Source organism: Rhizobium sp. RCC_161_2 (assembly GCF_041355235.1).
GTDB lineage: Bacteria > Pseudomonadota > Alphaproteobacteria > Rhizobiales > Rhizobiaceae > Rhizobium.
This window is the reverse complement of the sequence record NZ_JBFUPL010000002.1, coordinates 674,246-700,773: the sequence shown is the minus strand read 5'-3', so window position 1 is coordinate 700,773 and position 26,528 is coordinate 674,246. Positions and strand designations below refer to the sequence as shown.

Sequence of the window (26,528 nt, the reverse complement as noted above, 5' to 3'; positions counted from 1 at the left end):
ACCATGCTCCTGAATATTCTAATTATCTTAAATTACATCATCATACAATCAGTACGCTAAAATCAAGAACAAATTTGACCATCTTAGGTATAAAAGTTCGTAGCTAGTTCTTACAATTTTTAAAAAAACCAAGAATTGCTGATTGGTTGAGAAAAATTAGAAAAACAATAAAATATCATTCGGTTAAGTGGTTGCTGAAATTTAAACACAGAGACGAAGATGCTCCGGGGCTCTTCGATGTGATCGGGTTGTACAATCGGGGATGGCCAATCGTCCCGTATATAGGTTCATTGTTCATCGTCGCGAGCATAATCTATTCAATCAGCACTCCCTAAATGCTTGCCTAGCGCGATGCTCCATCGTGATCAGATCGGAAGGTTTTCACCGAAGGGCGCGGGAGACCCTTCTCATGGCGAGCAGGACAATCCATTCACACCGAATATCGGGGAGCTGAGCCGGTCCGCTCAACTCGCTCCGCCATGATTTGATCGACCCGGCGGAGCTCTGAGGCATCTTCTAAAACTTCTTCGATGCGGCGACTTTCGCACCGACGGATTTTTGGCCATCGCCTTCGATATTGAAGAGGATGCTGGTGTCGAGCATCCAGAAGTTTGTGGTCTGCATGCTCAGCCCGACCTTGACCGCACCGAAGGCGCCGTCGCCGTCGAGGGCGGAGAAACCGCCGGTGAGCCCAAGCTTCGGCGTCAGCCTGGTGCCGTTCTCCAGCATGAATGACCGGGCGATTTCCGCACCTAAGCTGACGCGGAACTGATCCTCGTTGAAGCCGTCTATGTCGATTGTATCGCCGGCGCTGTTCTTGACGCTGTAATCGTCGACCTTTTCCGAGAAATAGATCGCCCGCAATTTGGGCGAGAGCGTTGTCGCCTCGTCGAGATACCATTCTCCTTCGATCGAGGTGTCGGCCATCCAGCGTGTCGTCTTGAACGTGCCGTCCCAGAATTGGGTGTCGATAGTGTTGTTCGAGCCGCCGTAGCGCAGGCTGCCGTTCCAGAATACGCCCTTGCCGATCTCCAGCGAGGCATAGGGTCCGGCAAGCCAGCCATTGCCGGTCAGCTCGGCATCCTCGTCGGTCGGGTCGGTCATGCGGTCATAGTGGAAGGAAAGGCCGATCAGCGCCTTGTCGGAGAGCAGATAGTCCGCGCCCATGCTGACCATGGCGAAGCTGCCCCATTTGTTGGTGCGGTCGTCCTTGCTCTTGTCGCTATGGGCGAGGTATGCGCCGTCGATCCAGACGTTCAACGGCGCCGAGGCCGCATCCGGATCGCCACCGGCCGCACGCATTTGTGTCAGGCTGGTGGAGAAACCGAGCGTCATGCCCTCTTCCGACGGCATCATGCGTGCGGTGATGGGATCGGTCGCCTTCTGCATCTGCCGGCGCTGGAGAAGGCCCGGCACCTCGATCGTGTTGGCGATCATGTTCTGCCTAGATTGCACGAAGTCGTGCACCAGCCTGTCGATATCCTCGGCAACTTTGCCGGCGTCATAGCTGATATTATAGGTGATCGTGCCGGTGTTCGAGGTGCCGAGCGCGCTGACGAGCTTGAAGCCGACACGGACTTGTCCGGAATAGCCCGGGTTCATCGTATAGTGGAGATACCAGCCGGCGGGGGCCGTGGCAGGTCCTGCCTGCGCCAGTTGACCCCGGATGATCGTCGCCGTGCCGGCATTGGCAGGTTCCACAAAGGCGAGGATGGCGTTGGTGAAAGGACCGCCTGTCGCACCGCGATTGAGATAGACGTCGGCCGGCGTCGATCCGCCCGGCACGTTGACGACCTGATCCTGAACGGTGACGGATTGGGTCTTCACCTTCAGCGTATAGGAGGCCGTGCCGGTTGCGCCATTGCTGTCGCGGACCCCGATTGTAAAGCTGTAGTCCCCTTGCGTGCCGCTTGCGAGGGGACCGGTCAGCTGACCGGTCGAGATATTGAGCACCATGCCGTTCGGCAGGCTGCCGGAGGCCAGGCTGTAGATCTTGACGCCGGTTCCGCCGGTTGCCGAGATCTGCTGGCTGTAGGCTTCACCCGCCATGGCGTCGGCCAGAGCCCCGCCGGACGGACTGAACACGAAGGTCGCTGGCGGCGGTGCAATCGCGATCGTATAGGCCGCCGAGATGGTAACGTTGTTGGCGTCGGTCGCTGTGACGGAGAAGCTGTAATTGCCCGTCGTCGTTGGCGTACCGGTGATCGCACCCGTCGAATGGTTAAGCGTCAGCCCGGCCGGCAGCGTGCCGGTGGCGCTGTAGCTATAGGGGCTGGTTCCACCCGAAGCGGTCACGGTCTGATTATACGCCGTGCCGACCATGCCGGCCGACAAGGCGCCGCTCGCCGGCGACAATGAAAGTGTCGGCGGAGTGACCGTAATCGTCACCGTTGCCGGTGCAGACGTGCCGGAGGCGTTTGTGGCGGTATAGCTGAAGCTGTCCGAACCGCTATAGCCTGGCGTCGGCGTGTAGGTGATCGATGTTCCCGAGGCGGTCGCCGTCCCATGGCCGGCTCCGGTTGCGATCGCAACCGAAATCGCTGCTCCACCCGTGATGTTGAGGGTAATGGGGTTGTTCGATGAATTGGCGGCAACGGTTGCTGCAACATTGCCCGCGACCGGAGGCTGGGCGCTGACCGCCAGACTATAGGCGCGCGACCCCGTGAATGGTCCCGAACCGGCCGAGCTGTCGGTTGCGGTGACGGTGAAGTTGAAGGTGCCCGCCGCCGTCGGGGTGCCGGACAGAGCACCCGCTGACGAGAGTGTCAGACCGGCCGGAAGTGCGCCAGCAGTGACCGCATAGGTGTAGGCGCCGGTGCCGCCGGACGCCGTAATGGTCTGGCTGTAGGCCGCAGCAACGGCAGCAGCCGGAAGCGTTGCCGGCGCTATCGTGATCGTCGGTGCGGTAACAGTCAGGCTATAGGCCCTGGACCCGGTGAACGGCGCGCCGGCCCCGGTCGAGCTGTCCGTCGCGGTGACGGTGAAGTTAAACGAGCCGGCCGAAGTTGGCGTGCCGGACAGGGCGCCCGCGGATGAGAGCGTCAAACCGGTCGGAAGTGCGCCGGCGGTAACCGCATAGGTGTAGGGGCCGGTGCTGCCGGACGCCGTGATGGATTGACTGTAGGCGGCGGCAACCGACCCAGACGGCAATGTGGATGGGCTGAGCGAGATCGTCGGCGTGGAAACCGTTACGCTGACCGTTGCCGGTGCGGAGGTGCCGGAAGCGTTCGTTGCGGTATAGGTGAAACTGTCCGATCCGGCATAACCTGGTGTCGGCCTATAAGTGATCGACGTACCCGATGCGGTCGCCGTCCCATGGCTTGCCTGTGTGCCGACAGCAACCGAAATCGCAGCCCCACCTGTGATATTGAGCGTGATCGGATTGTTCGACGAATTCGGCGCAACCGTTGCCGTAACATTGCCGGCGATAGGAGGTTGGCCGCTGACCGCCAGGCTATAGGCGCGCAAACCGGTGAATGGTCCGGAGCCGGTCGAGCTGTCCGTCGCCGTGACAGTGAAGTTGAACGAGCCCGCCGAGGTTGGCGTGCCCGACAGGATACCCGCGGATGAGAGAGCCAAACCGGCGGGAAGACTGCCGGCAGTGACCGTATAGGTGTACGGGCTAGTGCCGCCGGATGCTGTGATGGATTGACTATAGGCAGCAGCTATGGTTGCAGCCGGTAGCGTTGCCGGCGCTATCGCGATGGTCGGCGCGGAAACCGTTATGCTGACGGTTGCCGGCACAGACGTGCCGGAGGCATTCGTTGCGGTATAGGTGAAGCTGTCCGCGCCGGCATAGCCCGGCGTCGGCGTATAGGTGATCGATGTGCCTGAGGCGGTCGCCGTTCCATGCCCGGCTCCGGTCGCGATCGCAACCGAGGCCGCTGCTCCGCCCGTGATATTGAGCGTGATGGGATTGCTCGACGAATTCGGCGCAACCGTTGCCGTGACATTGCCCGCGATAGGAGGTTGGGCGCTGACCACCAGGCTGTAGGCGCGCGAACCGGTGAACGGTCCCGTCCCGGTCGAGCTGTCGGTTGCCGTGACGGTGAAGTTGAATGTGCCCGATGCCGTCGGCGTTCCGGAAAGGGTGCCGGCTGACGACAGGGTAAGGCCGGCCGGCAGGACGCCGGCGCTGATCGCGTAGCTATAGGGAGCGGTGCCGCCCGAAGCCGCGATGGTCTGGCTGTAGGCCGAGGCTACGGTCGCAGCCGGCAGTGTTGCCGGTGCTATCGTGATCGTCGGCGCGCCGATGGTTACGCTGTAGGCCTGCGAGCCGGTGAACGAGAGACTGTCCGTCGCCGTGATGGTGACGTTGAAGGTCCCGCCCGCAGTTGGCGTGCCGGAAAGAATACCGGCTGAGGACAGCGTCAGACCGGCCGGAAGTGCCCCCGCCGTAACCGCATAGCTATAGGAGCCGACGCCGCCCGAGGCTGTGATGGTCTGGCTGTAGGCCGCCGCAACCGACCCAGACGGTAATGCGGACGGGCTGATTGTGATCGACGGTGCGGCAATCGTCAGGCTGTAGGCTTTGGAGGCGGTAAACGGGGCGCCCGTTCCGGTTGAATTGTCCGTGGCCTTGACGGTGAAGTTGAAGGCGCCTCCTGCCGTCGGCGTTCCGGAGAGAGTGCCTGCGGATGACAGTGTGAGACCGGCCGGCAAAGCGCCTGCGGTAATGCTATAGCTATAGGGGCTGGTGCCGCCTGAGGCCGTGATGGTCTGGCTATAGGTTGCCCCGGCAACGCCCGCCGGCAGGGAGGATGGGCCGAGTGAGATCGTCGGTGCGGATACCGTCACGCTGACCGTTGCCGGCGCAGACGTGCCGGCGGCATTGCTGGCGGTATAGGTGAAGCTGTCCGAGCCGGCATAACCTGGTGTTGGCGTATAGGTGATCGACGTGCCCGATGCGGTCGCCGTCCCATGGCTCGCTTGCGTGCCGACAGCAACCGAGGTCGCAGTCCCACCCGTGATGTTGAGGGTAATGGGATTGTTCGACGAATTCGGCGCAACCGTCACCGTAACACCGCCCGCAACAGTGGGCTGGGCGTTCACGATCAGGCTATAAGCTCTGGACCCGGTGAACGGTCCCGCGCCCGTCGAACTGTCCGTCGCGGTGACGGTGAAGTCGAACGTGCCTGCCGCCGTCGGCGTACCGGAGAGGGTTCCGGCTGGCGATAGAGTGAGGCCAGCCGGCAAGGCACCGGCGGTGATCGCGTAGCTATAGGGGCTGGTGCCACCGGATGCGGTGATGGTCTGGCTGTAGGCTGTGCTCGCCGTGCCCGCTGGTAGAAAGGATGGACCGAGTGAGATCGTCAGTGCGGATACCGCTACGCTGACCGTCGCAGGCGCCGACGTGCCGTCGGCATTGGCGGCGGTGTAGGTGAAGCTGTCCGAACCACTATAACCTGGTGTCGGTGTATAGGTGATGGTGGTGCCCGAGGCAGTTGCAGTGCCGTGGCTCGCCGGCGTGCCAACAGCAACCGAAGTTGCAGCCCCGCCCGTGATGTTGAGGGTGATGGGATTGTTCGACGAATTCGGCGCAACGGTTGCAGTAACATTACCCGCGATCGGCGGATGGGCCGTCACCACCAGGCTATAAGCTCTGGACGCGGTGAACGGTCCCGTACCCGTCGAGCTGTCTGTCGCAGTGACGGTGAAGTTGAAGGTGCCCGCCGCCGTCGGGGTTCCGGATAGCGTACCGGCCGATGACAGTGTCAAACCGGCCGGAAGTGCGCCTGCGGTGACCGAGAAACTATAAGGAGCCAGACCTCCCGAGGCCGTGACTGTCTGGCTGTAGGCACTGTTCAACGCGACGCCCGGAAGCGTTGCAGGCGAGATCGAGATCGTTGGGGCGGCAACGACCAGGCTATAGGCCCTGGACCCTGTGAACGGTCCCGTCCCGGTCGAGCTGTCGGTTGCCGTGACGGTGAAGTTGAACGTACCGCCTGCTGTTGGCGTGCCGGAGAGAGCGCCCGCGGACGACAGCGTCAGGCCCGTTGGAAGTGCGCCGGCAGTGACAGCATAGGTGTAGGCGCTGGTGCCGCCGGATGCCGTGACGGTCTGGCTGTAGGCAGTGGCAACCGAACCAGACGGCAATGTGGATGGGCTGAGCGAGATCGTCGGCGCGGATACCGTCACGTTGACCGTTGCCGGCGCCGACGTCCCGGAAGCGTTCGTTGCGGTATAGGTGAAGCTGTCTGAGCCGGCATAGCCTGGCGTCGGTGTATAGGTGATCGATGTGCCTGAGGCGGTTGCCGTTCCATGCCCGGCTCCGGTCGCGATCGCAACCGAGGCCGCTGCTCCGCCCGTGATATTGAGCGTGATGGGATTGCTCGACGAATTCGGCGCAACCGTTGCCGCAACACTGCCCGCGATCGGAGGCTGGACGCTGATTGCCACGCTGTAGGCTCTGGACCCGGTGAATGGTCCCGTCCCCGTCGAGCTATCTGTCGCGGCGATAGTGAAATTGAACGTGCCCGCCGCCGTCGGGGTGCCGGAAAGGGCGCCCGTGGATGAGAGCGTCAGGCCGGGCGGCAAGGCACCCGCGGTAACACCATAGCTATAGGGGCTGGTGCCGCCCGAGGCCGTGACTGTTTGGCTATAGGCGGTCGCGACCGTACCCGCGGGCAGAGAGGACGGGCCGAGTGAGATCGTCGGCGCGGAAACCGTTATGCTGACCGTTGCCGGCACAGACGTGCCGGAGGCATTCGTTGCGGTATAGGTAAAGCTGTCCGCGCCGGCATAGCCCGGCGTCGGCGTATAGGTGATCGAGGTTCCCGATGCGGTCGCCGTTCCATGCCCGGCTCCAGTTGCGATCGCGACCGAGGTCGCAGCTCCACCGGTGACGTCGAGGGTGATCGGATTGTTCGATGAGTTGGCGGCAACCGTTGCGGTAACACTGCCCGCGATCGGAGGCTGGACACTCACCGCCAGGCTGTAGGCCCTGGAGCCGGTGAATGGGGCGCCGGTTCCGGTCGAGCTGTCCGTCGCGGTGACGGTGAAGTTGAATGTGCCCGATGCCGTCGGCGTTCCGGAAAGGGTGCCGGCTGACGATAGGGTAAGGCCGGCCGGCAGGGCGCCGGCGCTGATCGCGTAGCTATAGGGAGCGGTGCCGTCCGAAGCCGCGATGGTCTGGCTGTAGGCCGAGGCTACGGTCGCCGCCGGCAGCGTTGCCGGTGCGATCGTGATCGTCGGCGCGCCGATGGTTACGCTATAGGCTCTGGAGCCGGTAAACGCGTTATCGTCCGTCGCGACGACGGTGAAGTTGAAGGTCCCGGACGTCGTCGGTGTACCGGAGAGCACGCCGGCCGAGGAAAACGACACGCCAACGGGAAGGGCGCCAGACGACAGGCTATAGCTATAAGGGCCGGTGCCGCCCGAGGCCGTGATGGTCTGGCTATAGGCGGTTCCGGCTGTGCCGGCCGGCAGCGTTGCCGGTGCGACCGTGATCGTCGGTGCGGAAATTACCACGCTATAGGTTTGCGTGCCCGTAAAGGGACCTGTACCCGTGGAACTGTCCGTCGTCGTGACAGTGAAGTTGAACGTTCCGGAGGCCGTCGGCGTGCCCGAGAGGGTGCCGCCCGAGGAAAACGTCAGGCCAGTTGGTAGGGTGCCGGCCGTAATCGCATAGGTGTAGGAACCGGTGCCTCCCGAGGCTGTGACTGTTTGACTATAGGCGGTTCCGGCCGTGCCGTTTGGCAGGGTCGTCGGCGCGATCGTGATCGTCGGCGCGGAAACACTCAAACTGTAAGCTCTTGAACCGGTGAATGGTCCAGCCCCGGTGGAGCTGTCCGTTGCAGTGACGGTGAAGTTGAAGGTGCCCCCTGCCGTTGGCGTACCGGTCAGAGTGCCGGCCGAAGACAAGGTGAGACCTGCGGGGAGGGCACCGGCGGTGATCGCAAAACTATAGGAATTGGTGCCGCCGGATGCCGTGACGGTCTGGCTGTAGGCAGCCGCAACGGTCGCAGCCGGCAGGGTCGTCGGTGCTATCGTGATCGTCGGCGCCGCAATGGTCAGGCTGTAGGCCCTGGAACCGGAGAATGGCGCGCCTGTTCCGGTCGAGCTATCCGTCGATCTGATGGTAAAATTGAACGTGCCTCCTGCCGTTGGCGTGCCGGAGAGTGCGCCGGTCGTCGTCGACAGGCTCAAACCGGCCGGAAGAGCGCCGGCGGTAAGCGAATAAGTATAGGGGGCGGCGCCGCCGGCGGTACTGACGGTCTGGCTATAGGCAGACCCGACAGCCCCAGCTGGCAGTGTCGATGGGCTAACCGAGATTGTTGGAGCGTTGACGGTTATCGTCACCGTTGCCGGAGCGGACGTCCCGCCGGCATTGGTCGCGGTATAGGTGAAACTATCCGCGCCGGCATAGCCTGATGTCGGGGTATAGGTGATTGAAGTGCCGCTGGCCGAAGCGGTTCCGTGCGACGCTTGGGTCGCAACGGCTACGGACGAAGCGGCTCCTCCCGACAGGTTTAGCGTAACCGGATTTGCACTGCTGCCGTAGTTCACAATCAGGCTGACTGGACCGCTAACGGGTGGCGCCACGCTTGACGCAATGGCTACGTTGATTGTGAAAGGATTTCCGCTCGCATCTACCAGGATGAAGTGGTCGCTGGTGGCTCCGTCGCCATTGTTTGTGTAGGTGAACGTCCCGGCAGAGGCGTTGAAGGCGCTTATCGAGCCATGCTGCGGAGAGGTTACGCTTGGGTCGGTAATGGGATTAAGGCCAAAGGCATCGCACTGAGAGCCGATGTTGACGTTAATCGAACTTCCAGCGAGCATTGGGCTTGTTGAAGGCGTCGTATGCGCATCGGGGAAATTAAAGGTGGAGCAAGCAGCGTAAGCCATGCCCGGAGTTGCCAGCGAGAAACCAATGCAGAATAAAGTAGTAAGCAGCGCGATCTTGAACAGCAACGTATGAGCGTATGCGATGGCACTTATTGACTTCGTGGCTACTTTAGAGGTCAGTCCCGCCATCTGCATTATCCAATGCATCTGAACTCTGACCAGGTCATTTCGCGAGATTAAACCTTCGCCCCCAAGCCGCGGTTCACTTCCGGCAGGTCCAGTGTCCAGCTTCTCTTCGCTTTTCATTTGCCCAACCCAAAGACCGAGCGCGCTCCACTGCAAAAAAGCAGGAAGTTGCTCTTGTACTTGTCGGCCCATATTTTGGCTGACGCCCCTCAACTCGATAACAGTACTATCGGAAGCGACTTGAAAGGCAATTTTCTATTTTCGAAAATTCTTAAGATGGAGCATTATGAAATCATTATTCAATCATATGTTGTATATTAGCAACAATGCGGATTTCACCGTATTCCACACGGCATGCGAGGCTTTCGACAGGTGAAGGCAAGTTTACGGGCGAGCATCTTCCAGGGCAGAATCAGTCAACGCAAAGGTGCAGTCGATCCCGTCGCTAAGTCGAACGCAGTCACAGGCGTATTGTGGGAAGACCATACATCGGAAGGAGCATGTCTCGCCGGCTACTTGCCCTGGTTCGCTGTGCCACAGATGACGTATCTTTCCGCCAGCGTAGAGCCCGTGATCCCGTATAGGCACACGGCGGAGTTCGACTCTGCGGTGACTCGATTTTGATCCACCATCGACCAGGCACGGCGCTCATAAATCGGCTGTATCCATTCGAGGATCTTCTCGGTTTGATTTCACAGGCAAGGCGCTCCCGTCCGATCCTATCTGTGATCGTGTTGACGCCCTTTTCCGCGCCATCCAGTCGACGCTATTTGCGTGACGAAATGTGATTATAAACAATAGTATGTAATAATATTCTGATGTATATTCTTATGAAAAATTGAGGCGATTTAGAACAATCGCAAGGCCTTGAAACTGACATGGCCGCTCTTGCCGATGATAATATGATCGTGAATGGCGATACCCAGGGGGCGGGCGGTGTCGACGATCGTCTTCGTCATGTCGATATCCGCGCGCGAGGGCGTCGGGTCGCCCGAAGGATGGTTGTGGACGAGAATCACGGCCGTGGCAGAGAGTTCGAGCGCTCGCCTGACCACCTCGCGCGGATAGACCGGTGTGTGGTCGACCGTGCCCATGCCCTGCACCTCATCGGCGATCAGCGCGTTGCGCTTGTCGAGAAACAGAATGCGGAATTGTTCGCGCGTCTCGTGCGCCATCGCGGTGTGACAATAATCGATCAGCGCCTTCCAGGAGGAGAGCACTGGTTTGCCCGTCAGCTCGCTCTTCAGCATGCGCTGCGCAACGCTTGCCACCAGCTTCAGGTCCAGCGCCACGGCTTCGCCGACGCCGTTCACCTCCTGTAGCAGATTGGTCGATGCACCGAAGACGCCGCCGAGTGTGCCGAAGCGCGTAAGCAGCGCCTTGGCGATCGGCTTGGTATCGCGGCGCGGAATGAGTCGGAAGAGCAGCAGCTCGAGGATTTCGTAATCGGCGAGCGCCGTATCGCCGCTATCGCGATACCGATTGCGCAGGCGCTCGCGATGGCCGTGATAATGGGCCTCGGGCGTAGTTGGCGCGCTTGGCGGTTTCGCCGGTTTATCGCTTCGGGTGGACTTGGCGGCCTGAGGAGCAAAGAACAGTCGCTCGTCGAAAAGCGATGCGTCCTCAAGCTCATCCGTTGCCCCGCCGCCATCGAAGGGCATGTCACCATGTCCAGAGGAAGGAGCGGGGCGTTTCGCCATGAACTATGCCCGCAGCGGCGGCAGGCCGGGACGGTCGAGACCGCCGGGCGACAGGGTGAAGATCTCGCAGCCCGTGGCCGTGATGCCGATGGTGTGTTCGTATTGCGCCGAGAGCGAGCGGTCGCGGGTGACGGCGGTCCAACCGTCGCCGAGCACCTTCACATGCGGCCGGCCGAGATTGATCATCGGCTCGATGGTGAAGATCATGCCTTCGCGCATCTCCGGGCCTTCGCTGGCACGGCCGTAATGCAGAATGTTCGGAGAATCATGGAAGAGGCTGCCGACGCCGTGGCCGCAGAAGTCGCGAACCACGGAGCAGCGCTCCGCTTCGGCAAAGGTTTGGATCGCCTCGCCGATGGCGCCGGTCCGGGCGCCGGGACGTACGGCGGCAATGCCGCGCATCAGCGATTCGTAGGTCACTTCCAGCAGCCGCTCCGCGGAGCGCTTGATTTCGCCGACCGGATACATGCGGCTGGAATCGCCATGCCAGCCATCGAGCACATAGGTCACATCGATATTGACGATATCGCCGTCGCGCAGTGGCTTGTCGTTGGGGATACCATGGCAGACCACATGATTGATCGAGGTGCAGGAGGATTTCGTGTAGCCGCGATAGTTCAATGTCGCCGGATAGGCGCCATGGTCCATGCCGAATTCGAACACGAAGCGATCGATGACATCGGTCGGCACGCCGGGCGCGACGATCGCGGCGAGTTCGTCGAGGCAGCGGGCGGTGAGCTGGCAGGCCTTGCGCATCCCCGCAAAGGCATCCGGTCCGTAGAGGCGGATTGCGCCCGTATTTTTCGCCGGCGCGGTCGCCGCCTCAATGTAGTTCACCATGATCAGCCTTCAGCAGAAATTTTATACTTGCTATTTAATGCAGCTATGCCGGGTTCGTCTATCGGGATCAACCCTGCGGGCGTTATTTCCGTGGGCGAGACCCTGCATTTCAGCGCGTAGACTTCGACACCGCGCTTCAAGGCCCGCTGGAACGCGTTGGCGTAGACCACATCGAGATCGCCACAGACGCGAAAGCGGTCGCAATCGTGCCGTTGGATCACGAACAGCATGACGGCGCGGTGCCCCGCATCCGCCATATCGCCCAGTTCTTCAAGGTGCTTGGCGCCACGCGCCGTGACCGTATCGGGAAATTCGGCAAGACCCGGCTCGCGCATGAAATGCACGTTCTTGACTTCGACATAGGTGGTTGTCCTGAGCGGCTCGGTCAAGAGCAGGTCGATGCGCGAATTGCGGCCGTAATTCTGCTCGCGCCGCACCGTCGTATAGTCGCCGAGATCGGAGATTTGGCCAAGCGCAATGGCTTCCGCCGCCGTGCGGTTCGGCATCGCGGTGTTGACCCCGACCGTGGTGCCATCCGCCTCGATCAACTCGAAGACATGGCGGTATTTCCGCTTTGGACTGTCGTGCTCCGACAGCCAGATCCGGGACCCAGGCGTCGTCAGGCCCTGCATCGAGCCGGTATTCGGGCAGGAACCGGTGATGATCCCGCCGCTCTCCAGCTCGGCGTCGAAGAGAAAGCGCTTGTAGCGGGCGATCAGCCGCGCGGGAACGAGGGGCGGGTTGAAGAGCATGGGTATGCCGCTCAGGCGCGCTCCATCACGAAGCTGCCGGGTGCTTCCTCGAGAGCATTGAGGGCAGCGCCGCCAGGCTTGCGGGCATCGGTCATGCGGCTGTCCTGCTTGAGGATCCAGGCATGCCAGTGCGGCCACCAGGAACCGGGGGTTTCCTGAGCCTCTGTCAGCCATTGATCGTATTCGCCCTTGATCGGACCGCCGGTCCAGAACTGGTATTTGTGCTTGTCCGGAGGGTTGACGACGCCGGCGATATGGCCGGAGCCGGTCACGACGAATTCCACCGGCCCGCCGAAGAAGTGACTGCCGACGAAGACGGATTTGGCCGGCGCGATATGATCCTCGCGCGTCGCCAGATTATAGACGGGGATCTTGACGTCCTTCAGCGACAGCTTTTTGCCGTCGAGCACCATCTTGCCCTGGCTGAGCGCATTGTCGAGATAGCAATTGCGTAGATAAAACGAATGGTTAGCGGCGGCCATTCGCGTGGAATCCGCGTTCCAGAACAGGAGATCGAAGGGCAGGGGATCCTGGCCCTTCAGATAGCTGTTGACGAAGTAGGGCCAGATCAGCTCCGAGGCGCGCAGCATGTTGAAAGCCGCCGCCATCTTCGAGCCTTCGAGATAGCCGATTGCGTTCATCTGCTCTTCCAGCGCCTCGATCTGCTCCTCGTCGACGAAGATCTTAAGGTCGCCGGCAAAGGTGAAATCGACCTGGGTCGTCAGGAATGTCACCGTGCGGATGCGCTTGTTCTTTTCCTTGGCATGCAGGGCGAGCGTGGCAGCGAGCAGCGTGCCGCCGACGCAATATCCCACGGCGTTGACTTCCGTCTCGCCGGTCGCCTTCTCGACGGTCTCCAGCGCGAAGTCGATGCCTTCGCGCGCATAGGACGTCCAGTCCTTGGCTGCGTGGCGGCGATCCGGGTTCACCCAGGAAATGACGAAGACGGTGTGACCCTGTTCGACGCACCATTTGATGAAGGATTTCTGCGGATTGAGATCGAGAATGTAGAATTTGTTGATCCAGGGCGGGCAGATCAACAGGGGTCGTTTCAGCACCTTCTCCGTTGCCGGGTCATATTGGATGACCTGGCAGACATCGCTTTGCGCGATCACTTTGCCCGGCGTCAGCGCCATATCGCGTCCGACGACGAACTTCGTCATGTCGGTCTGGCGCACGCGCAGTTCGCCTTGGCCGGCGCTGATGTCCTCGGCAAACATCTTCATGCCGCGCACCAGGTTCTCCGCATTGGAGGCGACCGTTTCCCGGTAGAGCTGCGGATTGGTGGCGATGAAATTGGCCGGCGACAGCGCCGCGGTGATCTGTCTGGTGTAGAACGCAGCCTTATGGCGCGTGTGCTCGTCCAGCCCCTCGGCGTCGGTGACCAGCTTCTCCGCCCAGCCGGCGGTCAGCAGATAGGTCTGACGCAGAAAGTCGAAGAAGGGGTTCTTCTGCCAGTCCTCGTCGGCAAAGCGCTTGTCCTTGATCGGCTCGGCTTCAGCCACGGCAGGCGAATCGCCACTGAGGCGCTGCATGGTTTTCGTCCACAGGCCGAAATAGCCAGACAGCAGATAGGTTTGCGCCTCCAGCGTCCGGCGAGGATCGGAAAGCCAGTATTCGCCGATCTTGGAGAGCGTCTTGACCATATCGGTAACCGGGTCGGCGACGGTATCGACCTTTTCGCCGCGTTCTCGCGGTGCAAGCCAAGCGGAGGCGGCCTTGCCGAGGTTTTCCAGCGCGCGGGCAAAGTTCACGGCCATCGCCTCAGGATCCCTGACGATATAGGGTTCGACCGATTTCGGATCGAAACCGGGAAAGGCGCCGTTGCCTTCACTTTTATCCCGCTTGCTGTCGGTCACGCATCATCCTCCCGGCGGCAAATCTCTTTTGTTTTCCATTTGTACATCTTGCGGGAAAAGGAATACAAGTCGAATGAAACGCAACCCTGCTCTTGCTTTGCCGCTGCGACAAATTTAACAGTCGCATCCCACAGCAAGGGAATAGGGCAGGACGACAATATGGGCGGCGGCATGGTGGCAAGACTAAACCGGTATTCCGTACTTAGCGGTGCTTTGTTCGGCATTCTCGCGCTGGCGCTCGCCGGTTGCTCGACCCCTGAGGAGAAGGCGGCCTTTGCCAAGCGCAAGCAGGCGCCGCAAGCCGTGGTGGTGAGATCCGTCGATGGCAAGCCCGTCGATGAGGGCAGCACGCAGCAGCATTATAAGGATGGCTATCCCTCCTTCAACGCTCCGCCGACCGCGGCGAATGTCCAGATCAACGACCAGCAGGCATCCGACATCGGCAAGCAGCTGACAGCACTCGGCGCGCAGCGCAAGGCCGGCACGATTTCGGAGGCCGAATACCAGAAGCGCGTTGCCGACATGCGCAAGCTTGCCGCCGAACACGGCCAGGATACGCTGTCGGAAATTCAGCAACAGGGCGCGCAGCCCGGCCAGACGCAGAATTAGCCTTGCGTTTCAGGCGATTTGGACGCAAAGCGTTCGGATAGGCCGAATTTCGATGTTTCTTCCTGGTTGAGAACGCTTTGCGTTCGTCACCGCCCAAGATTCACCGTATCCTTCGTGTCAGCTTGAGTGCGGTGCCGCGATTCCGGAGTTCGTGTCGCGGGTCACCGGGAGATCGACGAACTTCATTGCGGTTGCAAGGGCCGCTGTCCCATGGGGAAATAAATGGAAGAGTTTCATAAAGTCCGGCGTTTGCCGCCTTACGTCTTCGAACAGGTCAACCGTTTGAAGGCCAGCGCGCGAGCGGGCGGGGCCGACATCATCGACCTCGGCATGGGCAATCCGGACCTTCCGACCCCCAAGGCGATCGTCGACAAGCTGTGCGAAGTGGTCCAGGACCCGCGCACGCATCGCTATTCTTCCTCCAAGGGCATTCCCGGTCTGCGCCGCGCGCAGGCCGCCTATTATGCCCGCCGTTTCGGCGTCAAGCTCAATCCGGATACGCAGGTGGTCGCCACCCTCGGCTCCAAGGAAGGCTTTGCCAATATGGCGCAGGCAATCACGGCGCCCGGCGACGTTATCCTCTGCCCGAACCCGACCTATCCGATCCATGCCTTCGGCTTTCTGATGGCAGGCGGCGTCATCCGCTCGATGCAGGTCGAGCCGGACGACAGCTTCTTCCCGCCGCTCGAGCGCGCCGTGCGCCACTCGATCCCGAAGCCGCTGGCGCTGATCATCAACTACCCATCCAATCCGACGGCCTATGTCGCGACGCTCGATTTCTACAAGGAAGTCGTCGCCTTCGCCAAGAAGCACGACATCATCGTGCTGTCGGATCTCGCCTATTCGGAGATCTATTTCGACGATACCCCGCCGCCGTCGGTTCTCGAAGTGCCGGGCGCGATGGACGTCACCGTCGAGTTCACCTCGATGTCGAAGACTTTCTCCATGCCCGGCTGGCGCATGGGCTTTGCGGTTGGCAATGAGCGCCTCATCGCCGCCTTGACGCGGGTAAAGTCCTACCTCGATTACGGCGCCTTCACGCCGATCCAGGTGGCAGCAACCCATGCGTTGAACGGTGACGGTTCCGACATCGCGGAAGTGCGCAGCATCTACAAGCGTCGTCGCGACGTGCTGGTCGACAGCTTCGGCAAGGCTGGCTTCGAGGTGCCGCCGCCGGCCGCAACTATGTTCGCCTGGGCGAAGATCCCGGAGAAGTTCCGCCATCTCGGCTCGCTGGAGTTCTCCAAGCTTCTGGTCGAAAAGGCCGATATCGCAGTCGCACCGGGCATCGGCTTCGGCGAAATGGGCGACGATTACGTTCGTATCGCGCTCGTCGAGAACGAGCATCGCATCCGTCAGGCGGCGCGCAATCTGAAGCGCTTCCTCTCGACTGCGGATGAGACCATGCATAATGTGGTTTCGCTGAACGCTCATCGTTCTTAATTTTTTCACGGCAGCCGTTTCCACGGCTGCCGTGCCCCAAGACATTGATCAGGAACTATCCATGGCAGATGCCCTCAAAATCGGCGTTGCGGGCTTGGGCACCGTTGGTGCCTCGCTCGTTCGTATCATTCAGAGCCGCGCCAACGAGCTTGCCGTCACCTGCGGTCGCCCGATCAAGATTGTCGCCGTCACGGCGCGCGATCGCACCAAGGATCGCGGCATCGACCTCACCGATATCGAATGGTTCGGTGGCCCGGTCGATCTGGCGCAGAAGGCCGATATCGATGTGTTCGTCGAGTTGATCGGCGGCTCCGAAGGGGCTGCCAACGCCGCCGTGCGCGCGGCACTTGCGCGTGGCCTGCACGTCGTCACCGCCAACAAGGCGCTGCTCGCCTATCACGGCGTCGAGCTTGCCACGATTGCCGAAGAGAAGGGCGCGCTGCTCAACTTCGAAGCGGCGGTTGCTGGCGGCATTCCCGTCATCAAGGCGCTGCGCGAATCCCTGACCGGCAACACGATTTCGCGCGTCTATGGCATCATGAACGGCACCTGCAACTACATCCTGACCCGGATGGAGAAGGAAGGCCTGTCCTTTGCCGATTGCCTCAAGGAAGCCCAGCGTCTCGGCTATGCCGAAGCCGATCCGGCCTTCGACATCGAAGGCAATGACACCGCCCACAAGCTCGCCATCCTGACGACGCTCGCCTTCGGCAATCGCATCGCGGCCGACGACATCTATCTCGAGGGGATCACCAACATCTCCATCGAGGATATCCGCGCGGCTGCCGACCTCGGTTACCGCATCAAGCTGCTCGGTGTCGCCCAGCGCACCGAGACCGGCATCGAACAGCGCGTCCATCCGACGATGGTGCCGCTCGATTCGGTCATTGCCCAGGTCGATGGCGTCACCAATGCGGTGGCGATCGAATCCGACATCCTCGGCGAATTGCTGATGGTCGGCCCAGGCGCCGGCGGCAATGCGACAGCTTCCTCCGTGCTCGGTGATATCGCCGATATCGCCAAGAGCCAGCCGGGTGCGCAGCGCGTGCCGGTGCTCGGCCACCCGGCCAAGGCGCTGGAGCCCTATCGCAAGGCGCAGATGCAGAGCCATGAGGGCGGCTATTTCATCCGTCTGACCGTTCTCGATCGCACCGGCGTTTTCGCCAGCGTTGCGACCCGCATGGCGGAAAACAACATTTCGCTGGAATCGATCGTGCAGCGCTCGACACAGCACCTGTCGCCGTCCCATCACCAGACGATCATCCTCGTCACCCATGCGACGATGGAGGATTCGGTGCGCAAGGCAGTCGCCGCGATCAAGACCGAGGGCTATCTCGTCGGCGAGCCGCAGGTCATCCGCATCGAGCGGCCGAAGGAATAATCAGACACGCGGCTCGTTCCGGTAAAGCGGAGCGGGACCGCTCAATTCTGGGAGACATGGTGGAACAACCGGCAGATCCTGTGCAGCGGGCATTTCTGGGCGTCGAACGCTCCGTGTCCGGCAATCGCTGGGTCTCCCGGCTCGACCAGGCCGGCCAGAACCGGGCGCTGGCCATGGCCCAGACCCACGGTCTACCGGATCTGATCGCCCGCGTCCTTGCCGGCCGCGGCGTCGGCGTCGACGAGGCCATGGCGTTTCTCGATCCGACCATCCGCAGCCTGATGCCGGATCCCTATTTGCTGACCGATTGCGAAAAAGCAGCCGGGCGCCTGCTGCGTGCCGTCAAGACTGGAGAGACCGTCGCGATCTTCGGCGACTACGACGTCGATGGCGCCGCGTCTTCCGCGTTGCTCTACCGCTTTCTCACCCATTTCGGCGTGCCGGCCAGCATCTATATTCCCGACCGCATCTTCGAAGGCTACGGCCCCAACCCTGCCGCCATCAATCAGCTCATCGACAACGGCGCGACGCTGATCGTCACCGTCGACTGCGGCTCCACCAGCTTCGAATCGCTGGAGGCGGCGAAAGCCCGCAATATCGACGTCGTCGTCATCGACCACCATCAGGTTGCGCATGAGCTGCCGCACTGCCATGCGCTGGTCAATCCGAATCGCGAGGACGATCTGTCGGGGCAGGGGCATCTCTGCGCCGCGGGGGTCGTCTTTCTCGTTCTGGTCGCCGCCTTGCGGCAGCTGCGCGAGGCAGGCGATGCCCGCGTCCGCTCCATCGATCTGCTGGCCTGGCTTGATATCGTCGCGCTGGCGACGGTCTGCGATGTCGTGCCGCTGAAGGGGCTCAATCGCGCTTATGTCGTCAAGGGCCTGATCGCAGCCCGTCATCAGGGCAATCCCGGCCTTGCGGCACTCTTCCGGAAGGCGGGGCTCGGCGGCCCTGTGACGCCCTATCATTTCGGCTTCCTGATCGGTCCACGCATCAATGCCGGCGGGCGAATCGGCGATGCGGCGCTTGGCGCGCGCTTGCTGACACTCGAGGATAGCAGCGAAGCCGAGACGATCGCCGAGAAGCTGGACGAGCTGAACCGTGAGCGCCAGGCCATGGAAGCCGCCATGCTGCAGGAGGCGGAAGCCGAGGCGCTGGCGGAATACGGCAATGGCGACGGCGCCTCGATCATCGTCACGGCGCGCGAGAATTGGCATCCGGGCATTGTCGGCCTGATCGCCTCGCGGCTGAAGGACAAGTTCCGCCGCCCGGCCTTCGCGATTGCCTTTGATCCCAACGGCAAGGGCACGGGTTCCGGACGCTCGATCAATGGCTTCGACATGGGCCGCATGGTGCGCGCCGCCGTCGATGCCGGTCTGCTGGTCAAGGGCGGCGGCCACGCCATGGCGGCGGGCCTGACGGTCGAGCGCGGCAATCTCGGGAAACTGCGTGCCTTCTTCACCGAGAAGGCGGAGAGGCAGGTGCCCGGCCTCGTCGCCAACGAAACGCTGAAGATCGACGGCGCGCTCGGCGCCAGCGGCGCGACCGTGGATCTGATCGACCAGCTCGAAACCGCCGGTCCCTATGGTTCCGGCCATCCACAGCCGATCTTCGCCCTGCCGAGCCATCGCCTGCGCGATTCGCGCCTCGTCGGCCAGTCGCACATCAAGATCACGCTGGAAGCACAGGACGGCGGCCGCCTCGACGGCATCGCCTTCCGCGCCGCAGAGACACCACTCGGCGAGCTCCTGATGTCGTCGCGCGGATCACAGATCCACGTCGCCGGCACGCTCGGCGCTGACCACTGGCAGGGCAACCGCCGTGTCCAGCTGCGTGTTACGGATGCAGCCAAGGCGCCTTAGGCAGTAAAAGACCCTGTAGGCGCTGAATGCTGCAATATTAGAGAATTATTATTCCAGCAGAATTCGCCATTCGCGCCCCAATTATCGCCATTTCTCAATAAATATCGATCTACATCGGTCAGTACTGCAACCGATAAATTTCGTGATTTTTTGGATGGTCGCTATGTCTTTTAGATTTAAGTTTTCTATCGCCATTTCTATCTTGATATTGCTGGTAACGATGGGCGCAGCGGGTTGGGTATGGGAGCGCAATGGCGCTTACGGGTTCAACACATTTTTCCGGCGCGGCGGCACCTATTGGATTTCGATCAAGGCTGATGATTCACGCTTGTCACCGTCTATGCGGCTTGCTCTGAGCGATCCACAGCCAGTCGCGCAACCGGGACCTCTGGTTTGGCAAGAACCCGAAAAGGGCTTCGAGGTTGCAGAGCTGCCGGTTATGGTCAATGGCCAAGAGGTTGACCGTATACTACTGAACCGCATCGACCCGACGCTTTACCGCTTTGTGGCGAGAAACGCGCCAAACGGCGATAAGGGGATTGATGAATGGGAACAGACCCTACCAAACGCAATCCTCATCGTTAACGGCAGCTACTATGACCTGAAAGGCAAACCCGATACGCCGATCATAAGTAACGGCATCGCTCTGGGGCCGACAACATACGATGCGAGGGCCGGAGCCTTTGTCGCAGGTGACGGTTTCGCTGATATCAAGGATCTGTCTCACCAGGATTGGCAAGCTGCGTTGACAGGTGCGGCAAATGCGATGGTTTCCTATCCTCTTCTGATCGGAGCAGACGGGCAGACTCACGTCACGACAAATAGCCGCTGGCTCGCCAATCGCACCTTTGTTGGCAAGGATGGTGCCGGTCGCATCATCGTCGGGACGACGAAGGAAGCTTTTTTTCCGCTCGGTCCATTGGCTGAGTTTCTAAAAAGATCTCCTCTGGATTTGAAGACAGCGCTCAATTTCGATGGTGGGCCGATTGCTTGTCAAAGCGTCCGGCTGTCGGGTTTCCAGAGAAAACTCTATGCGCGCTGGGAGGCGCAAGTGTATGGTGATGAGGTTCGGCTCTTAAGGTGGCCGCTTTCAAACGCTACCTGGGCTATGCCGATGGTTTTGACCGTCGAGCGAAAATAGCAATATGAATTCAATGATTTCGGGGGAAAGACAGTGGCACGCCCTAGGGGAGTCGAACCCCTCTTTACAGAATGAAAATCTGTCGTCCTAACCGATAGACGAAGGGCGCGTGCTGTGGCGCCCTTATAGTCAGCACCTTTTGATCCCGCAAGCGGAAAATCGAGAAAAATCCATGGCTAGGAGCAGATTTTTCGAGGCGATTGTGGAAAACTTCGAGGTAGTTCCATTTGGTACGCCCTAGGGGAGTCGAACCCCTCTTTACAGAATGAGAATCTGTTGTCCTAACCGATAGACGAAGGGCGCATGGTGCGCTCGCTCGCATATAGGAATAGCGCAAAGCCGTCGCAAGCGGAACAGGCATTCTTGTGAATGAGGAGAGAGCAACAGTGGCACGCCCTAGGGGAGTCGAACCCCTCTTTACAGAATGAAAATCTGTCGTCCTAACCGATAGACGAAGGGCGCGTGCTGTTGTGTGGCGCGCTTATAGCGGGGTGATTTCATTCCCGCAAGCGCCTATTTCGCTTTTTCTTCGAAAAAATGACAGGTGCATGAAGCTACAACGAAATTTGAATAAGCCTGCCTTAACAGGATGTTGTGAAGGTCTGCGAAGGGAAGTGGCTTATAGCCCCGTTGCGCTCGGCGTCTGTGCGATCAGCGGTTTGGTGTCCGTGCCCTGGCCCTTCGACGCGGCGATGTGCGCCAGCATGAGGGCTTCCTTGCTGTCGATCCTGCGGGCGGAGGAGCCGCGTGCCGGCATGATTTTCGAGGGGGTGGCGTCCGCCGTCGGCTTCATCGGGCTCGTCGATGGTGGGGCGGCGTTGCGGATGACGGGCGGGGGAAGCACGGCTTCGGAGGTCCGACCCACCGGCATGCCCCCATCGCCCTGCTGAGGTGCGACGTTCTGCGCGGCACTAGGCGGCAAGGTGTAGACACTGCGCATGAACGGCGTGATTCCCTGCTGGCCAGCGTCCTGCTGTGTCTTGGCAAGCGTGCCGTCCGGATTGACGGCGATCGGTGCCGGCGCGGCGTAGATGCTGCTCCTGCTGGCGTTTACCGCCGTCGGCTGGGTTACCAGCCCGCCGATGCCGGCCGGTATATCCGTGGGAACACCTTGAGCAGTGATTGGCGCGGGCGGGAAGGCAGATTGATCGTTCGCCTGCTCGCTGACGATCTGTCGCCTGACGCCATGCACGCTGCGGACCAGCGGATCGCGATAGGCAACGTCGCCTTTTAGCCGCTTCGCCTCGGCGTTGCTGTTGAGAGAGTCCGCAAGCTGTTCGGCGGCGTTCGGCGGCGTTGGGGTCTCCGCCAGCTTTGGCTTGTCGCCCGTCGTCGCGCAGCCGGAGAGCATCAAAAAAGAGAGAGCGACTGCAATAGCGCTTGCGCGCTTCTCATTGCCGGATAGAATCTGCTGATCGCACAAAGGACGTTCCCCGCTTTAAAGACTGTGCACCGGAACGGCCTCTTGCGAGGGACGATGATGTCGCGCGACGTTGACTGGGAACGATGTGACCCCGCGAAATCCGATGCATGATGCTTCGAGTCGTCCAAGCATGCCGGAGATCGGGTATGGCCGGCAAGCGCGAAACCAATTGTTCCGCGCACGCCGTAAGCCTCGCGAAAGCTAGCCTTTTACCAGGCGCCTGTATTTTGCATCGAAACCCAGGGTTCAGCGGGCGCAAGGTTGGCGCCCTTCTGGAGAATCTCGATGGAAATGCCGTCCGGCGAGCGCACGAAGGCCATATGACCGTCACGTGGCGGCCGGTTGATCGTGATGCCGTTGTCCTGGAGCTTCTGGCAGGTGGCATAGATATCGTCGACCTCGTAGGCGAGGTGACCGAAGTTGCGTCCTCCGGTATACTCCTCCAGATCCCAGTTGTAGGTCAACTCGAGGCTGGGTGCGCCGCTGTTCCGCGATGATTCGGCATCCTCGCTGGCGGCCAGGAAAACGAGCGTGAAGCGGCCTTTTTCGTTTTCATAGCGGCGGGTTTCGGTAAGGCCGAATAGAGTGCTATAAAAATGCAGTGACGCCTCGAGATCCGTCACGCGGACCATGGTGTGGAGATAACGCATTCTATTTCCTCTCTAATGTTGTGCTGGACCGATCATGAAACGGGACACCAGCTTCAGGCAAGACTTCGGCTTGATAATCAAGGGTGGGAATAAACAAAACTAGGACTTGCGCATTTCCGTTACCAAGATGTTAAACTTGATTTCAAGGAATCAGTTAACCGTAACAGTGTGACGCGTAATCGAGGGCTGGCCAGGATGAGCGACAGAATTTCATCGAAGGGAATAGCCGACTTCGGAGAGTTATCGGGCGAAGCCGTCGATCTTATCGAGATCTCAGGCGTCGTAAAATGGTTCGACGTTGCCAAGGGCTTTGGCTTCATCGTTCCGGATAACGGCATGCAGGACGTTTTGTTGCATGTGACCTGTCTGCGCCGTGACGGTTATCAGACTATTCTCGAGGGAACGCGCATCGTCGCGCTGATCCAGCGCCGTGAACGTGGTTATCAGGCCTTCAAGATCCTCTCCATGGACCAGTCGACTGCCGTGCACCCGTCGCAGATGCCGCCGGTGCGCACGCATGTCCAGGTGACTGCGACGAGCGGCCTTGAGCGCGCCTTGGTCAAGTGGTTCAACCGCACCAAGGGTTTCGGCTTCCTGACGCGCGGCGAGGGCACAGAGGACATCTTCGTGCATATGGAAACGTTGCGCCGTTTCGGTCTCGCCGAGCTGCGGCCGGGGCAGGTGGTTCTCGTTCGCTTCGGGCCGGGCGAAAAGGGGCTGATGGCGGCGGAAATCCATCCGGATGCGCCGAGCCCGGCAACGCGGCCGCATTGAGATGACCGCAAGACTGTCTTTTGTCGTTTTGAAGAGCGCCGCTTTGGCGCTTTTTCTTGTTTGCGGCGCCGTCCCAACGAGTTTTGCCGCACAGACCGCGAGCGAGCAAACGGTCAAGTTTCAATCCGAGCCGCTGTCGATCACGACGGCGAAGGGCGCGACGCACAAGTTCACGGTGGAATTGGCGCTGACCGAACCGCAGCTGGAGTTCGGCCTGATGTATCGCGACACGATGCCGGCCGATCACGGCATGCTGTTCGATTTCGGCACATCGCGTCCGGTGATGATGTGGATGAAAAATACCAAGCTGTCGCTGGACATGCTTTTCCTGGACAAGAATGGCGTCATAACCCATATCCAGGAAAATGCCGTTCCCTATTCGGAAGCGATCATCAGCTCTGGCGGGCCGGTCGCTTACGTCATCGAGCTCAATGGCGGGATTGTGAAGAAACTTGGCCTCGCCGTCGGCGACAAGGTAACGAGCGCCACTCTTTCTGCCAAGCACGGCAAATAGATCTTTCCCCGGGGATCATCGGTTCGATGCGATTTTAGCTGTTGCAGCGCAGGGATGAACCGTGTATCTCCGCACTCGTTCTGCCAAGCAGGGCGCGCGATCTTCTGAAGATTGCGGAAGGGTACGGAGTGTAGCGCAGTCTGGTAGCGCATCTGGTTTGGGACCAGAGGGTCGGGAGTTCGAATCTCTCCACTCCGACCATTTTAAATCCCCTAGAACTATCGATGGATTGAGATGAGGCGGAGCCGCCTTTTCGCTTGATAACCAAGGGATTCGCGGCTAAGCAGAATCCCATATGCGCTCTGTCCGAAAGGGCTGGGCGAAGACAAGAGAAGCAAGGAAGCGGGCTGTCCCGCTTATTCGGAGGCGCTGCAGCGATGCCTGCCAAGATTTACCGTCCCGCAAAGACCGCCATGCAGTCCGGCAAGGCCAAGACTCACCTCTGGGTTCTGGAATTCGACCAGGAAATCCCGCGCAAGATCGATCCGATCATGGGCTATACCTCCTCGGCCGACACGCGCCAGCAGCTCAAGCTGACCTTCGACACGCAGGAGCAGGCCGAAGCCTATGCCCAGCGCGAGGGCATCGAATACCGCGTCATCGCTCCGAAGGACGCCAACCGTCAGGTGGTCTCCTACACCGACAACTTCCGCTTCAGCCGCATCCAGCCCTGGACTCATTGAGCCAGGTGTTCATTGCAACGCCACCCATTGAGTTTGGCGGCAGTTTCAGGCATGTAGTGCCCGCCGCGACCAGCTCGCGGCGCCTTGGCTTCAAGGCCCCTTAGCTCAGCTGGATAGAGCACCTGCCTTCTAAGCAGGTGGTCGCAGGTTCGAATCCTGCAGGGGTCGCCAATTTCTAGCTTGTCCATTCCCAACGCATAGGTAACGCGCCTCAGCGTGTCGCCGCCAGCCAGCCGCCGCTATCGGCCGGCCTGGTTGCATTGACCGCCATCTCGATCAAATCGTATCCGGACATCGCCCCGATCATTTTGATGACGATGATTGCTGCGCCCAGAAGCGCGAGTGTCATGACTATCCTGTCGCTCTTTTTCACGCCCCGTTCCCCAACGCCTCGCGAAAACTGCGTCCTGCGCAGCCGGCGATAGTATATCGCGTTCGTGGCGGTGCGCTATATGCCTTTTCAGGCCGCCAGCCTGCCGGCTGCAACAAGTAAAAGACCGCCAGCTAGTCCCTCGATCCATCGCCGGCGGCGGTCGTCGAAGCGGCCCCGCGCGCCGGCTGCCGCGATCGCGAAACTGAGGATGGTGTAGACGGCGGCGCATAGTCCGATGAAGGTCGCTGAAAGGATGGATGCCTGTAGCGCGATGTTGCCCCGGTGCTGCATGAATTGCGGCAGGATGGCGAAGTAGATCATCATGCCTTTAGGGTTGAGGACGGCCGTCAGGAAGCCCCGCTGAAGCTGATTGGCGCTGATTGCCGCCGATAGCGCGATCTTGCCGGATGTCATCGATGAGCGGATCAGCCGGGCTGCAAGATATACTAGATAGATGATGCCCATCCAGCGAAGAGTGATAAAGAGCGCCGGCGAGGCGGCGATGATGGCGGCGACACCGAATGCTACGAGAGCGGAATGCGTCACATAGCCGATGCAGACGCCGGCTGTTGCGCGCAACCCGGCCGCGGCACCGCCCGACAGGGTTTGCGATGCCACGAACAGCATATCCGGCCCAGGAGTGCAGATGAGCGGCAGCACGGTGGCTGCGAAGAAAAGCAGATTTGTGTTCTCCATGATGGACATCGTAGGAGTAAAGGCGCGCAATCGGGTTGCAAAGGCGCCAATTTTTGCTGATTAATTGGCATCAGAATTCCGATTGAACAAAATATTGGTAGGGAATGCCAATGCGGCTGGATGATATCGACAAACGTATCTTGCGCGCGCTGCAACGGGATGGGCGTCTCCAGAATATCGAACTTGCAAAGGAAGTGGGCCTGTCGCCGTCACCCTGTCTGCGACGGGTCAAGCTGCTTGAGGAAGCCGGCATCATCGACCGCTACGTGGCGGTGGTCGATCCGGTCAAGGCCGGGCTGCCTCTCTCGATGTTCGCCCGCGTCTGGCTGACGGCCCAGGATGCCGAAACCATCGACCACTTCATGGCGGCGATGAAGAAGCTGCCGCAGGTGATGGAGTGCTACATCATGCTGGGCGAAAGCGATGCGTTGCTGCGCGTCGTCGTTTCCGATCTTGATGATTACCGGCAATTCCAGTCAACCCACCTGACGAGGATCAACGGCATCCAGAACGTCAAGACGGATGTTCCGAGCCAGATCGTCAAGCAGACCTATGCATTGCCTTTGCGCTAAAGACCGTATCCGGTTTGGTGATGAGCAATATCAGGCAGCATTCAGATCCGCGATTTCGCCGTGCCGGGCCAGCAGGCGAGGGGCTGTCATGTCGCCGGTCTCTTCATCAACCATGACCGCATAGGCGGCGACGCCGATGAAGCGAGCGGACATGGAGGAGGCGATCTTCTCGGCGCCGGCGGCGCTGGAGGCTTGGCGCATTTCGCCTGGAACCAGGTTTCCACGGTTCTTCTTGTAGGGAAGGATGATGAATTTTTCGCCGGATGCCATTGTGTTTGTCCTT

The 26,528-nt window shown here is 60.5% G+C and carries 19 protein-coding genes and 5 tRNA genes; 11 read left to right on the top strand and 13 right to left on the bottom strand.

Annotation, left to right across the window (positions count from 1 at the left end):
* Window positions 1-516 precede the first annotated feature (516 nt).
* The 5 genes from AB6803_RS07520 to AB6803_RS07500 all read right to left on the bottom strand — a co-directional run bounded on the left by AB6803_RS07520 (window position 517) and on the right by AB6803_RS07500 (window position 14,124).
* The gene (locus AB6803_RS07520) at window positions 517-8,544 is read right to left on the bottom strand and encodes a putative Ig domain-containing protein (protein WP_371108270.1); all 8,028 of its coding nucleotides are present in this window, start codon (window positions 8,542-8,544) and stop codon (window positions 517-519) included.
* Window positions 8,545-9,821: 1,277 nt separating this feature from the next.
* Window positions 9,822-10,673 carry a DNA repair protein RadC gene (gene radC, locus AB6803_RS07515; protein WP_371108269.1) on the bottom strand — a complete coding sequence of 284 codons (852 nt, stop codon included), beginning with the start codon at window positions 10,671-10,673 and terminating at the stop codon, window positions 9,822-9,824.
* A gap of 3 nt (window positions 10,674-10,676) precedes the next feature.
* The gene (map, locus tag AB6803_RS07510; RefSeq protein ID WP_371108268.1) at window positions 10,677-11,513 is read right to left on the bottom strand and encodes a type I methionyl aminopeptidase; all 837 of its coding nucleotides are present in this window, start codon (window positions 11,511-11,513) and stop codon (window positions 10,677-10,679) included.
* Window positions 11,514-11,515: 2 nt separating this feature from the next.
* Complete coding sequence (gene sfsA / locus AB6803_RS07505; RefSeq protein WP_371108267.1) at window positions 11,516-12,265, bottom strand: DNA/RNA nuclease SfsA; 750 nt, start codon at window positions 12,263-12,265, stop codon at window positions 11,516-11,518.
* A gap of 11 nt (window positions 12,266-12,276) precedes the next feature.
* On the bottom strand, window positions 12,277-14,124 hold the full coding sequence (locus AB6803_RS07500; RefSeq protein ID WP_371108266.1) for a PHA/PHB synthase family protein: 1,848 nt from the start codon (window positions 14,122-14,124) through the stop codon (window positions 12,277-12,279).
* A gap of 159 nt (window positions 14,125-14,283) precedes the next feature.
* Here AB6803_RS07500 and AB6803_RS07495 point away from each other — a divergent pair, with 159 nt between their 5' ends.
* From AB6803_RS07495 to AB6803_RS07475, 5 genes are all read left to right on the top strand, one after another.
* The gene (locus AB6803_RS07495) at window positions 14,284-14,733 is read left to right on the top strand and encodes a hypothetical protein (protein WP_371108265.1); all 450 of its coding nucleotides are present in this window, start codon (window positions 14,284-14,286) and stop codon (window positions 14,731-14,733) included.
* 222 nt (window positions 14,734-14,955) lie between these two features.
* Complete coding sequence (locus AB6803_RS07490; protein WP_007690997.1) at window positions 14,956-16,176, top strand: LL-diaminopimelate aminotransferase; 1,221 nt, start codon at window positions 14,956-14,958, stop codon at window positions 16,174-16,176.
* 61 nt (window positions 16,177-16,237) lie between these two features.
* Window positions 16,238-17,557, top strand: coding sequence for a homoserine dehydrogenase (locus AB6803_RS07485; RefSeq protein ID WP_371108264.1), 1,320 nt, complete (start codon window positions 16,238-16,240; stop codon window positions 17,555-17,557).
* A 56-nt stretch (window positions 17,558-17,613) separates the two neighbouring features.
* The gene (gene recJ, locus AB6803_RS07480; RefSeq protein ID WP_371108263.1) at window positions 17,614-19,419 is read left to right on the top strand and encodes a single-stranded-DNA-specific exonuclease RecJ; all 1,806 of its coding nucleotides are present in this window, start codon (window positions 17,614-17,616) and stop codon (window positions 19,417-19,419) included.
* Between the two features lie 163 nt (window positions 19,420-19,582).
* Window positions 19,583-20,560 carry a phosphodiester glycosidase family protein gene (locus AB6803_RS07475; protein WP_371108262.1) on the top strand — a complete coding sequence of 326 codons (978 nt, stop codon included), beginning with the start codon at window positions 19,583-19,585 and terminating at the stop codon, window positions 20,558-20,560.
* A 34-nt stretch (window positions 20,561-20,594) separates the two neighbouring features.
* On the opposite strand, the gene AB6803_RS07470 is transcribed toward AB6803_RS07475, so the two are convergent.
* From AB6803_RS07470 to AB6803_RS07450, 5 genes are all read right to left on the bottom strand, one after another.
* Window positions 20,595-20,669 (bottom strand) — tRNA-Glu (locus tag AB6803_RS07470).
* Window positions 20,670-20,788: 119 nt separating this feature from the next.
* Window positions 20,789-20,863: transfer RNA gene (locus AB6803_RS07465), tRNA-Glu, on the bottom strand.
* Window positions 20,864-20,947: 84 nt separating this feature from the next.
* A tRNA-Glu gene (locus tag AB6803_RS07460) sits at window positions 20,948-21,022 on the bottom strand.
* A gap of 157 nt (window positions 21,023-21,179) precedes the next feature.
* Window positions 21,180-21,983: a hypothetical protein gene (locus tag AB6803_RS07455; RefSeq protein WP_371108261.1), complete on the bottom strand. Its 804-nt coding sequence runs from the start codon at window positions 21,981-21,983 to the stop codon at window positions 21,180-21,182.
* 209 nt (window positions 21,984-22,192) lie between these two features.
* Entirely contained in the window at window positions 22,193-22,633 is a 441-nt protein-coding gene (locus AB6803_RS07450; RefSeq protein WP_371108260.1) for a VOC family protein, read from the bottom strand.
* Between the two features lie 195 nt (window positions 22,634-22,828).
* On the opposite strand from AB6803_RS07450, the gene AB6803_RS07445 reads away from it, so the two are divergent.
* The 5 genes from AB6803_RS07445 (at window position 22,829) to AB6803_RS07425 (ending at window position 24,775) form a co-directional block, all read left to right on the top strand.
* Window positions 22,829-23,407 carry a cold-shock protein gene (locus AB6803_RS07445; RefSeq protein WP_007691013.1) on the top strand — a complete coding sequence of 193 codons (579 nt, stop codon included), beginning with the start codon at window positions 22,829-22,831 and terminating at the stop codon, window positions 23,405-23,407.
* A 1-nt stretch (window position 23,408) separates the two neighbouring features.
* Complete coding sequence (locus AB6803_RS07440) at window positions 23,409-23,921, top strand: DUF192 domain-containing protein (RefSeq protein WP_371108259.1); 513 nt, start codon at window positions 23,409-23,411, stop codon at window positions 23,919-23,921.
* Between the two features lie 124 nt (window positions 23,922-24,045).
* A tRNA-Pro gene (locus AB6803_RS07435) sits at window positions 24,046-24,122 on the top strand.
* A 176-nt stretch (window positions 24,123-24,298) separates the two neighbouring features.
* On the top strand, window positions 24,299-24,604 hold the full coding sequence (locus AB6803_RS07430; RefSeq protein ID WP_007691017.1) for an ETC complex I subunit: 306 nt from the start codon (window positions 24,299-24,301) through the stop codon (window positions 24,602-24,604).
* Window positions 24,605-24,698: 94 nt separating this feature from the next.
* A tRNA-Arg gene (locus AB6803_RS07425) sits at window positions 24,699-24,775 on the top strand.
* A 40-nt stretch (window positions 24,776-24,815) separates the two neighbouring features.
* Here the strand turns inward: AB6803_RS07425 and AB6803_RS07420 are convergent.
* Entirely contained in the window at window positions 24,816-24,953 is a 138-nt protein-coding gene (locus AB6803_RS07420) for a hypothetical protein (protein ID WP_007693366.1), read from the bottom strand.
* A gap of 111 nt (window positions 24,954-25,064) precedes the next feature.
* On the bottom strand, window positions 25,065-25,673 hold the full coding sequence (locus tag AB6803_RS07415) for a LysE family translocator (protein WP_371108258.1): 609 nt from the start codon (window positions 25,671-25,673) through the stop codon (window positions 25,065-25,067).
* A 104-nt stretch (window positions 25,674-25,777) separates the two neighbouring features.
* Here AB6803_RS07415 and AB6803_RS07410 point away from each other — a divergent pair, with 104 nt between their 5' ends.
* On the top strand, window positions 25,778-26,245 hold the full coding sequence (locus tag AB6803_RS07410; RefSeq protein WP_371108257.1) for an Lrp/AsnC family transcriptional regulator: 468 nt from the start codon (window positions 25,778-25,780) through the stop codon (window positions 26,243-26,245).
* Between the two features lie 30 nt (window positions 26,246-26,275).
* Here the strand turns inward: AB6803_RS07410 and AB6803_RS07405 are convergent, their stop codons facing one another.
* Entirely contained in the window at window positions 26,276-26,515 is a 240-nt protein-coding gene (locus tag AB6803_RS07405) for a hypothetical protein (RefSeq protein WP_012651345.1), read from the bottom strand.
* Between the last annotated feature and the right edge of the window lie 13 nt (window positions 26,516-26,528).

Bases quoted from the DNA above. Each gene is read 5' to 3' on its own strand.
- radC (WP_371108269.1), bottom strand. From the start codon at position 10,673: ATGGCGAAACGCCCCGCTCCTTCCTCTGGACATGGTGACATGCCCTTC.
- map (WP_371108268.1), bottom strand. From the start codon at position 11,513: ATGGTGAACTACATTGAGGCGGCGACCGCGCCGGCGAAAAATACGGGC.
- sfsA (WP_371108267.1), bottom strand. From the start codon at position 12,265: ATGCTCTTCAACCCGCCCCTCGTTCCCGCGCGGCTGATCGCCCGCTAC.
- AB6803_RS07495 (WP_371108265.1), top strand. From the start codon at position 14,284: ATGGGCGGCGGCATGGTGGCAAGACTAAACCGGTATTCCGTACTTAGC.
- AB6803_RS07490 (WP_007690997.1), top strand. From the start codon at position 14,956: ATGGAAGAGTTTCATAAAGTCCGGCGTTTGCCGCCTTACGTCTTCGAA.
- AB6803_RS07485 (WP_371108264.1), top strand. From the start codon at position 16,238: ATGGCAGATGCCCTCAAAATCGGCGTTGCGGGCTTGGGCACCGTTGGT.
- recJ (WP_371108263.1), top strand. From the start codon at position 17,614: ATGGTGGAACAACCGGCAGATCCTGTGCAGCGGGCATTTCTGGGCGTC.
- AB6803_RS07475 (WP_371108262.1), top strand. From the start codon at position 19,583: ATGTCTTTTAGATTTAAGTTTTCTATCGCCATTTCTATCTTGATATTG.
- AB6803_RS07450 (WP_371108260.1), bottom strand. From the start codon at position 22,633: ATGCGTTATCTCCACACCATGGTCCGCGTGACGGATCTCGAGGCGTCA.
- AB6803_RS07445 (WP_007691013.1), top strand. From the start codon at position 22,829: ATGAGCGACAGAATTTCATCGAAGGGAATAGCCGACTTCGGAGAGTTA.
- AB6803_RS07440 (WP_371108259.1), top strand. From the start codon at position 23,409: ATGACCGCAAGACTGTCTTTTGTCGTTTTGAAGAGCGCCGCTTTGGCG.
- AB6803_RS07430 (WP_007691017.1), top strand. From the start codon at position 24,299: ATGCCTGCCAAGATTTACCGTCCCGCAAAGACCGCCATGCAGTCCGGC.
- AB6803_RS07420 (WP_007693366.1), bottom strand. From the start codon at position 24,953: ATGACACTCGCGCTTCTGGGCGCAGCAATCATCGTCATCAAAATGATC.
- AB6803_RS07415 (WP_371108258.1), bottom strand. From the start codon at position 25,673: ATGGAGAACACAAATCTGCTTTTCTTCGCAGCCACCGTGCTGCCGCTC.
- AB6803_RS07410 (WP_371108257.1), top strand. From the start codon at position 25,778: ATGCCAATGCGGCTGGATGATATCGACAAACGTATCTTGCGCGCGCTG.
- AB6803_RS07405 (WP_012651345.1), bottom strand. From the start codon at position 26,515: ATGGCATCCGGCGAAAAATTCATCATCCTTCCCTACAAGAAGAACCGT.